The 9531-nt window shown below is 66.9% G+C and carries 11 protein-coding genes and 1 pseudogene; 8 read left to right on the plus strand and 4 right to left on the minus strand.

What is annotated here, in order from left to right:
• The 3 genes from msrA to SSOG_RS16795 form a co-directional block, all read left to right on the plus strand.
• On the plus strand, nt 1–459 hold a 459-nt coding region (msrA, locus tag SSOG_RS16785), incomplete at its 5' end, for a peptide-methionine (S)-S-oxide reductase MsrA (protein ID WP_063631569.1).
• A 53-nt stretch (nt 460–512) separates the two neighbouring features.
• Entirely contained in the window at nt 513–1004 is a 492-nt protein-coding gene (locus tag SSOG_RS16790) for a GNAT family N-acetyltransferase (protein WP_009715435.1), read from the plus strand.
• Between the two features lie 217 nt (nt 1005–1221).
• Nucleotides 1222–2136, plus strand: a complete 915-nt coding sequence (locus SSOG_RS16795) for a phosphotransferase enzyme family protein (RefSeq protein ID WP_009715436.1) — start codon at nt 1222–1224, stop codon at nt 2134–2136.
• A gap of 5 nt (nt 2137–2141) precedes the next feature.
• On the opposite strand, the gene SSOG_RS16800 is transcribed toward SSOG_RS16795, so the two are convergent.
• A complete protein-coding gene (locus SSOG_RS16800; protein ID WP_009715437.1) occupies nt 2142–3554 on the minus strand; it encodes an NsdA family TPR-like regulatory protein in 1413 nt (470 codons plus the stop codon).
• A gap of 386 nt (nt 3555–3940) precedes the next feature.
• On the opposite strand from SSOG_RS16800, the gene SSOG_RS16805 reads away from it, so the two are divergent.
• Nucleotides 3941–4252, plus strand: coding sequence for a hypothetical protein (locus SSOG_RS16805; protein WP_039937828.1), 312 nt, complete (start codon nt 3941–3943; stop codon nt 4250–4252).
• Entirely contained in the window at nt 4249–4524 is a 276-nt protein-coding gene (locus tag SSOG_RS16810; RefSeq protein WP_009715440.1) for a hypothetical protein, read from the plus strand. Before SSOG_RS16805 ends, SSOG_RS16810 begins: the two co-directional genes overlap by 4 nt.
• Before the next feature lie 3 nt (nt 4525–4527).
• On the opposite strand, the pseudogene SSOG_RS58445 reads toward SSOG_RS16810, so the two are convergent.
• A pseudogene (locus SSOG_RS58445) lies at nt 4528–5603 on the minus strand (IS630 family transposase).
• 373 nt (nt 5604–5976) lie between these two features.
• Between SSOG_RS58445 and SSOG_RS16825 the strand changes: the two are divergent.
• The 3 genes from SSOG_RS16825 (at nt 5977) to SSOG_RS16835 (ending at nt 7478) form a co-directional block, all read left to right on the plus strand.
• Nucleotides 5977–6453 (plus strand): hypothetical protein, encoded by a 477-nt coding sequence (locus SSOG_RS16825; protein ID WP_050799885.1) that lies wholly within the window; start codon nt 5977–5979, stop codon nt 6451–6453.
• Nucleotides 6454–6855: 402 nt separating this feature from the next.
• Entirely contained in the window at nt 6856–7209 is a 354-nt protein-coding gene (locus SSOG_RS16830) for a DUF6247 family protein (protein ID WP_039937829.1), read from the plus strand.
• Entirely contained in the window at nt 7206–7478 is a 273-nt protein-coding gene (locus tag SSOG_RS16835) for a hypothetical protein (protein WP_009715443.1), read from the plus strand. The genes SSOG_RS16830 and SSOG_RS16835 overlap by 4 nt, the downstream gene beginning before the upstream one ends.
• Nucleotides 7479–7555: 77 nt before the next feature.
• On the opposite strand, the gene SSOG_RS16840 is transcribed toward SSOG_RS16835, so the two are convergent.
• A complete protein-coding gene (locus SSOG_RS16840; RefSeq protein WP_009715444.1) occupies nt 7556–8626 on the minus strand; it encodes a sugar ABC transporter substrate-binding protein in 1071 nt (356 codons plus the stop codon).
• A gap of 220 nt (nt 8627–8846) precedes the next feature.
• On the minus strand, nt 8847–9383 hold the full coding sequence (locus SSOG_RS16845) for a hypothetical protein (protein WP_009715445.1): 537 nt from the start codon (nt 9381–9383) through the stop codon (nt 8847–8849).
• Nucleotides 9384–9531: the final 148 nt, after the last annotated feature.

Consider the following 9531-nt stretch of genomic DNA (forward strand, 5'->3'; position numbering starts at 1 on the left):
GGCGTCTGGACCACCCTGGTCGGCTACCAGGGCGGCCACACCGAGAACCCCACCTACGAAGAGGTGTGCAGCGGCCTCACCGCCCACACCGAGGCCGTCCGCGTCGTCTTCGACCCCGCGGTCACCTCGTACGGCGCCCTCCTGAAGCTCTTCTGGGAGTCCCACGACCCCACCCAGCACTTCCGCCAGGGCAACGACGTCGGCACCCAGTACCGCTCGGCTGTCTACACCCACTCCCCCGAGCAGCAGGCCGAAGCCGAGTCCTCCCGCACCGCCTACCAGTCCGTCCTCACCGGCTCCGGCTACGGCGACATCGCCACCGAAATCCTCCCCGCGGGCCCCTTCTACCCCGCCGAGCCCTACCACCAGCAGTACCTGGACAAGAACCCCGCAGGCTACTGCGGCATCGGCGGCACGGGCGTCTCCTGCCCGATAGGCGTGGCCCCGGCGGACGGCTGAGGGCCGCCGAAACTCGATCGAAAAGGCTGAACGCCGCCGCTAGCGTATGACGGGTGGAAATCCGGGCGTTCGAGGAACGCGATTGGCCGCAGGTCTGGCCCATCGTCGAACAGATCGTCCGCAAGGCGGACACCTTCTGCTACGCCCCCCTCCAGACGGAGGCGCAGGCGCACGACATGTGGGTGGTACCGCCACCGGGACATGTCGTGGTGGCGGTAGAGGACCAGCGCGTGCTGGGCACCTCGAACATGTACCCCAACCGCCCCGGCCCCGGCTCCCACATCGCCAGCGGCAACTTCATGGTGGCGTCCGATGCGCGCGGCCGGGGCGTCGGTCAAGCCCTGGGCGAATACCTGCTCAACTGGGCCTCGACCAGCGGTTTCGCGGGCGTGCAGTTCAACGCGGTCGCGGCTTCGAACGCGCCCGCCGTCAGACTGTACGAGCGCCTCGGGTTCACCACCATCGGCACCGTCCCGGGCGCGTTTCGCCATCCGGCGCTGGGCCGGGTCGGACTGCACGTCATGTACCACGGCCTGGGCGCCTGACCCTGCTGGATCAGGCCGTCGACCAGTCCCGGCACGGTGCCGCGTCCGCCATCGGCAAGATCCTGGACGACGCACACGCTGCGCTCAGCCTCCCACCGCGGTGAGTGCGCTCATCTCGTGCCGGTCGCCTGGCGCTGGGTACGGTCCTGACGATGTCTGCTGCGCACTGCTGGGATCGGTGCGCGGTTCGTCGAGATCAGAGGGAGTGGGTGCGGGCATGCCGTCTGCCGGTCCAAGGGGGACTGAGTTCACGTCGGCGGGCGCCGCCCGCGTGATGGCCGCTGCCTGCCGACAAGCGCGCCTTGAGAGTGACGGCGCAAAGCTGATCCGCTTCGGCGAGAACGCGCTCTTCCGACTGGCGTCGCACCCGGTGATCGTGCGGGTGGCCCGCACAGGGGACTACCTGCCGTCAGTGCGGAACGAGGTCGAGGTGTCGCGCTGGTTGGCGCAGGAGGGGTTCCCGGCCGCACGTGTCGTAGAAGATCTGGAACAGCCACTGATAGTGGATGGCTTCCCGGTGACCTTCTGGCACTTGATCCGGGAATCAGAACGCAAGCCCACCTATGGGGAGTTGGGTACAGTTCTTCGGGAACTCCACTCGTTGCGTCGGCCGGAGAATATCAACCTTCCGGAGTATGACGCCTTCGGCCGGTCTGATCTGCGCATCGAGAAGGTGCCTGGCATTCCGGATGATGACCGCACGTTCCTGCGCAAGAGAGGCAGGGAGTTGCGCGAACGGCTGGCAGGTCTCCAGTTCGAGCTACCCAAGGGGCCTGTGCATGGGGACGCACACGGGGACAATCTCATGGTCGACCAGAGGGGGGATGTCATATTGATCGACTTCGAGAACTTCTGCTGCGACCACCCGGAATGGGACCTGATGGTCACAGCAACGGAATACGACAGCATGGGCTGGGCAAGCGACTCTGACTACGCGGCTTTTGTCGACGCGTACGCCTGGGATCTGCGGCAGTGGCCAGGATTTGCAACGCTGCGGGCGATCCAAGAGTTCAAGATGACCACATGGCTCATGCAGAACGTCAACGAAAGTGCTGACGTGGCAGATGAGTACGCTCGGCGAATCGCATCACTGCGCGATGACGACGCTCCGCGGGATTGGCAACCGGGCTGACGGGCTCATTCGCCGCCGGTGGATACTATCGCTTCCCGAACTCGCTCTTTGAACTGCCGAATGACCGCACTCCCCGCGTACGGGGAGATGTCATGCTGGAAGTTCTCGACGTATCGTTGGAATCGTGCGGATTGAAGCGCCTCAGCGGCCTCTACGGCCTGCGTAGCCGTCGCGACCGCTTCCTCGAGGTCACCGTTGAGCAGTTGGCTCTGGGCCAGGACCATGCGCACGAAGCCCAAGGTACGCGCGTACTTGGGGTCAGTGAGCGCCACGGCGCGCTCTGCGAAGCGTACGGCTTCGGAACCTCGCTTGAGGTCGCGGAAGCAGTGACAGAATTCCCCCACCAGCTCTGCTTCGTCCATATAGGAGAGCCACTTGGGATCGTCAGCGGTATCCACGCGCTCGAAGCACTTCTCCGCCTCGTTCATCGCACGGACGGCACCTGTGTAGTCCTGGGCAGTGGACAGCGCTCGCGCCTCGTGGGCGAGAAACAGGGCCATACCGCGTGGCGTGGAGCCACCCTTTCCGCCTTCGACCGATGCTCGGGCAAGCTGCACGGCACGGGACGCCTGCCCTAGGTAGTTGGCCTGGTGACTGAGGTTGGCGAGCACGCATGCGCCCAGCATCCGGTCGTCGGCGGCTTGGGCCAGGCGGAGGGCCGAGAGCAAGTACCTGTTCGCCACAGCGTGATGCCCGCTGTCGTACGCGCTCCATCCCAGCACCGACAAGGTTTCGGCTGCCGCGCCGAACAGCGCTTTGCCGACTTCGGTGGTGAAGTTCCCCTTGAGCAGTGGAACGACTTCGTGCTGGAAGTAGTGCCGAAGTGTCGCGTGCCCATGGCCGCCACCGTAGAGGAAATCCAGTTGGGTGAAGGTGTCGGTGACCGTGCGCATCGCAGCTACGTCCCGCACGTCGACGCGTCGGGCGGCCGCGGAATCACTGAGCAGATCGTCCGGGCGCGAAACCAGCCAGGTGAATACGGCAGAATTGACGTCGCTCTCCGATAACAGTGAGGCGTCCGTCTGCTTGTCGTCGGGGATGATCTGGGTGATGCTGTTCAGCATCGTCAAAGCTTCGGACAGAGATGTGTCATAACCCGTGCCGGTACTCGGCACCTCATGCGCCACCTCCACAAAGCCCAGATCTGACAGCGTGAGCTTGCGGCGCAACTTCTCACCGAGCGCTTCGGCCACGAATGCAGCCGTCTGAGGTTGGATGCCGCCACCTTGAAGCCAACGCTGCACCGCAACATGGCTTGTCCTGATGTCCGCGCCGTGGCCCTGCCCCGCATCACGCACTCGTCGGGCGAGACCCTTGTTCGATACTCCGGCTTCGGCCATCAACGCAGCCAACCGGTGGTTCGGCTCTCTGCTCATCTGTGCTGTCGTCCTGACGCCGCGCGAGGTGTTGCAGATCACAGCAGTTTAGACCTGGGGGTTCACGCACGAACCCCCTTTACGAACTCCACGAACCCACCTGTGTGCATGTGCACCCCCTCATGAACGCTGCCTTTCGTCCCGAGACGGTCGTTGACTGTCGCGAACGGAAAGACCCCGGCGGCGTGCGGCACCCCGGGGCGTGGCCAAACCTGAGGAAAGCAGGTCGACATGCGGCACTGTATCGGCAGGATCTTCGAACGGGCACGGAAAGCACTCCGGCCCGGCCCGGGGCGGCGTGGAACAGTCGAGACCAACCTCCCGGCCGACTGCGTCGGCGCTCCTACACTTCGGCTTCCGATCGTGCGTCCGGGCGGTCTCCCCCGGGTGGAACTGCTGTGCGCTCCGCACGGGATGGTGGTGATCCGGTGAGCACCCAACCGCGTCTGCTGCCGTGGAACGGGGAGGCTGGCAAGCCGTGTTACCTGGTCCCCAGTGAGGACGGCAAGGGATATCTGTCCCGGCTCGCCGACGAGATGGAAGCCGTGCAGCTCCGCATGGGCTCTGAACTCCTGGGCCATGCCCGCGCGCTGCTCGGCAACCCCAAGGCGGAGGCCGGGGAGCTTCGCTTTCTCGCCAATCGTCTGGTCGAGGCGCTGTACGACGCGCTCCGGGTCGCGGAGAGCCGCGGCGAGCGCCTGCCGCTCCCCGAGGAGGAAGCGGAAGGGGCACGCGGATGAGCCCGGACCGTCGCGTTCAGTCCGAGTGGCGCATCGAGACCGCTCCGGTGGGGCTGCGCGTACGGCGTGAGGGGAACCAGCTCGCGCTGACGCTTCGGGTGGTCCGGCTGGGTAAGCCCGTAGCCCTCGCCCCGCTGGTTCTGACGCTGGACGAGTCGGAACAGCTCCACGCGGGCCTGTGCTTCGCGCTCGGCCCGGAACCTGCGCGAGCGGACGCGCCCGAGTGCCGAAGGTCGGTTCGCTATCCCGGCGGGCGAGAGCGGTACTACTGAGGATTAATGCGTGATGTCGCCAGGGCCTATGGCGAGGCCGGTGCCGATGAGGCAGCCGGTGATGATGGTGGGCCGGTACTGGATCTGGCGTAGGCCCCGGCGGACTGCGGTGACCAGGTGCGTGTAATCGGCGAAGGCGATGTTGGCCAGGCTGGTGCGCCGCAGGCTGGACCAGATCCCCTCCACGGGGTTGAGGTCCGGTGCATAGGCCGGCAACTGGAACACCGTGAGCCAGTCCCGAGCCGTGATCCAGGCGCGCATCGCGCGACTGAGGTGCAGGCCGACGTTGTCCCAGACCAGCACGATCGGTCCGCCGAGCTGGGTGTGGGCGGCTGTGAGCAGGTCCCGTAAGTCCTTCTAGGAGAAGCCCTTACGACCGTCGGCCCGCCGGTCACCGGTGTGCCGGAAGACCAACCGCGGCCGCTCGCCGGGCTTGTAGCAGCACAGAGCGGCCACCGACAGGTGGCGTCTGCTGCCGCCGTTGACCCGGATCACCGGGGTGACGCCTCTGCGGGACCAGGTGCGGGCGGTGTGCGGCGTCATCGAGAACCCGGCCTCGTCGGCGAAGACGGTCCAGGCGCCGAGCGCCGCCGCGGTGGTTCCACGGCCGACCAGGTCTCCTTCACCCACGTCGCGACCGCCTTGTCGTCGCGCTGCACCGCCCTGCGAGCCGGAACCTGGGGCGACCAGCCGTGCCGGTGCAGCAACAGGCACACCCCGGGCCCGGTGTAGCTCTTGTGGAACATCCGCCCGATCAGTGTCCGGATCCGCGCGAGCGTCCAGCGCTCGTCAGGCCAGCCGTGCGCCACCGCCCCCAACGCCAGCGCCGCCTCCAGCTTCACGAACAACTCGTCGCTGAGCTTGGGCAGGGATGCCGGCCCCTTCGAGACCAGTCCCGCCTTACCCCGCTCGGCCCACTCGCGCCGCCAGCGCTGCACCGAGCGCACATGCACCCGCAGCATCTTCGCCACCTCGACGTTGTCACTACCGGCCGCGAACATCTCGCCCGCATCCAGACGGATCTGCTCGCGAAAAGCCCTCCGCTCGGCAGTCAGCCCGCCACCCTGCGCGTACCTCATGACCCTGGTGTACCGCGACAATCACGACCTGTCAGCACCCCACGACATCACGCATTACAAGTCAGTAGTGTCCTGGGACAGGCTGTGTACGACCGTCGAGCATCACTGGGAATCGACCGGGTGTCGCTCGCCGAGCTGACGGGGCTGTCCACAGAGGACATCGACCGCATTGAGGCAGGTGGCGCAGCGCCTGCGCCACCTCTCCCCCGCGTTCTGGCCAGGGTGCTGGACGCCGCGCCGGAAGGCGACGTAAACGATCCCGGCCAATCCCAGCGAAGAAGGGGTACTGACACCCCTGCTTGCCGATACTGGGGAAAACTCTGGTGGTGCGCGTACGGGGGGGGCGTCATTGGACGGGAACACTTTAGTCGCGGTGTGTGCCACCGTTATCGCTCTGGTCTCGCTCACCGTCTCCGTACACGAGGGCCGAGCCACGCGTCGCCACAACCGCCTCTCGGTGCGCCCGCTTCTCCAGTTCCAGCAAGCATGGCAGCCCGGGAAGAGGTCCGGGCTGAAGCTCACCAACTCCGGCCTGGGGCCGGCCGTGATCGTCAGGACCGTCCTGTCCGTGGACGGCAATAGCCTGGGCGAGTACAACAAGCCCAACGTGGACGTCATCCGCGACATGCTGCCCTTCCGCCCGACGGTGATCACTTTCGCGGAGAAGGGGTTTACGCGGACGGACTTCGATGCGTACTTGCTGAGTGTTCCTGTCTACGATCCGGAGTCTCATGGAGCGTTCAAGGAAATGCTGACTCAACGGGTCTCGTTGGAGATCTGGTACGAGTCTCTTTATGGAGGCGAGGGCTACAAGGTCACCGTCAAACCCGGCGAAGTCCTGAATCATTGATGAGCCTGATCGCCCGCTGCCCCATCGGTCCGGTGACCCGGCGGATGGCCGACGTCGCTGGGCCACTCTCGCCGGATGTCTCGGCCACGACGCAGGCCCTGCGACCCCAGAGCCCTCACGCACGCGTGGTCGGCAGACGCGATCGCGGCTGTGCGACCGTCGACCTGGCCGTGGACCGTACGGCGGCGCCTCCGGTCTCGGCGCAGGGCACTGGGCCCGCCACGGAGGGCGGATGCGGCCGCCTTTGGGGCCACGTGCCGCGGATAGTCGCCGGGCCCTGCCCCATCGGCGTGACCCCGCCGGGGAGTGAACCGCCACGCCCTCACTCGTTCGGGCGATGCGATCGGGCCTGCACTCGATACGCTGCTCCCAGGGATCAGAATCTCGCCCATGGGAGCAGCAATGACCACCTCCGCCACTGGGCAGCCACTCATCCCTCAGCCGCCTGCCACCGTCACGGCCCTCCGCCAGGCCGTCGCGCAGATCGCACCCGCCGCTCTGCCCGCCTTTACGCGGGAGCTGGATCAGGCCGCCGACCAGTCCCGTCAGGCTTCCGACCTGGCCCCCCTCCAGCGGTTCATCGCCCAGTGGGCCGTCTACGTACACATTCAGCGTCAGCCGAAGGTCGCGAAAGAGTTCCGTCGCTGGGAGGACGCCGCAGAGACCGGTGACGCGGCACAAGCCCGGCGCGCCGCGTCCGCCATCGGCAAGATCTTGGACGACGCACACGCCGCGCTCGGCCTCCCACCGCGGTGAGCGTCGACTGGCGCTGGGAGTACGACCCTGATCACGCTCACGTGACAGGCGGCATACCCGCTCAGGTGGTGACCGAAGTGGAGCGGCTGGCGGGGCAACTGGTCGAGCTGGCCGGGATGGGGGTCGATGTCCGCGACTTGGGCAACGGCCCTCGGCCAGGGGGAATGCGCCGTATGGACGCGGCGGGCGGCTGGTTCTTCTTCCTGGTGGCACCGCGGGACCAACTGATCGTGATCGTCCGCATCATGCCACCGTTCCCGGACATCTAGTGGCCGAAGGCCAACTTCGCCCACGACTCACCCATCCGCGCTTGGACCGATTACCCCGCCAAGGTCCTGACGAGCCACTAGACGCGGTTGCCCCACAGTGATGGGTCGTTCACGTTTCGCTTGGTGACCACGGGGGCGGGGAGCTGGTCCTCAAGGAGTCCGCTGGGCAGCCGGACGATGGTGCTGCCGTGGTCCGTCGGCCCCGGTGCGAACTTCTGTCCCTCCATAGCCTTCTTGATGTAGCTCATGGCGTATTTCGCGTAGAGATCGATGGGCTGGGAGACGGTGGCGTCGATCTTTCCTTTGCGGATCGCATCGAGTTCCTGCGGGATGCCGTCGTTGGCGACGATGGTGATGTGTCTGGGGTCGCCGACCGGGAAGAGGGCGTGGTTTCGTTGCAGGATCGACAGCGCCGGTACCAGATAATCGCCGCCTGCTTGCAGGTAGATTCCTTTGATATCGGGATTGGCCTTGTACAGCGAATCCAGGCCGACCGCGGCCTTGCCGGCCTGCCAGTCCGCGGAGATGTTCAGAACCTTGATGCGCGGGTAGTGCTTGGCCATGCAGGCAAGGAAGGATCTCGTGCGGTCTCGGCCATTGACCGACGCCAGGCCGCCCTGAATCTGCACGACCTTGCCGGTCTTGACGGTATCGCCGAGGTACTGGCATGCCTTCCGGCCAAAGGCGCGGTTGTCCGCCCGGACCACCATGGCGACCTTGCCGCTGTCCGGTGCGACGTCCACCGCGACCACCGGCACCCCCGCCTGCCCGGCCGCGCGCAGGCCGGGCCGGATCGCCGCAGAGTCCAGCGGCCCGACGACGAGGCCCTTGACCTGCTGGACCAGCAGGGTGTGGATATCGGAGATCTGTTTGTGGATGTCGGATTCGGAATTCACTGAGGGGAGCATTTTGACGCCGTGCGCCTTGGCCTGCGGAGGGACGGCGGCATTGTAGGCCCGCCAGAATGGCGTGGTCTTCGGAATGACCACTCCGACCGCCCCCGTGGTGGCCGTGGGCCCGGCCGTTGTGCCGCCGCCGCAGCCCGTTGTCGCAAGGCCGCAGGTGAGCGCGAGGATGGTCGCGGCGAAGCGGCTGGGGGCCCGGAGCACCGGTCGCCTCCAGAGTTCTCGCCCGTGATGTGTGCCCATTCAGTCGTTCCCTCGGGAAAGACACCTCGGCGTGGCGGTGAAACCGGGCGGGCATTCTCGGCCCGCTGCCTTCTTATCCTAGTGGCTCGTCAGGACCTTGGCGGGGTAATCGGTCCAAGCGCGGATGGGTGAGTCGGGGGCGAAGATGGTATTCGGCTCGGCGCGGGCGTTGTGCCAGCGGGTGTAAGCGGCGCTAGATGGGCCTCTTCACGGTTGGGCTTCAGCCTCGAGTGCGGCGGCGGTAGTAGTGCAGCGTCACCGCGCCCAGCAGTGGGCCCCAGGCGACGAGCGGGAGGTAGGAGGCGGTGAGGAGCCAGTTGCCCCAGGGCGTGATGTCCATCTGGACGTGGAAGGTCGTCCAGATGAGCAGCACACCGTAGACCGTGCAGGCGAGGGTGCCGAACGCCGCCGGGATCACCGCGGCAAGGACGGGGACCGGGCGGCCGCCGAGGTACGGGAGGCGGCGGGGCCATACCTCGCCCCACGGGCGTACCAGGCCGAGGGTCAGCCAGGCCAGGCCCTCCTGGGCCAGGGACAGCAGGGGCAGCACCAGGAGGCCCCAGCCGGGGATCTTCATCGCGTCGTACTCGGACTGCCCCAGCCCGAGCGGAACGCCCAGCACCACTGCGAGGCGCCATAGCGCCGAGGGCAGGGACGCCCAGACGACGGCTGCCGCGGCGCGGCGGGCCCAGGGTGGGACGCGTAAGTGATCCGCGTTGGTGGGGGCTTTGGCGGAGGTGGGAACGGTGGTGGGCATGCCGGCGCTCCTCGGTCAGCGATGTGTGGTTGTTCGGTGCCCTTGATGCTTTCGTGGGGCCCCGCCGCCCGGCGTCCGGCCCGGGGACGGGGTTACGTCCGCCGCCGGGCGTATCCCCACATCCGCCCCGTCAGCCCCGAGACGTACG

The sequence above is a fragment of the Streptomyces himastatinicus ATCC 53653 genome, assembly GCF_000158915.1.
In the GTDB taxonomy this organism is placed as follows: domain Bacteria; phylum Actinomycetota; class Actinomycetes; order Streptomycetales; family Streptomycetaceae; genus Streptomyces; species Streptomyces himastatinicus.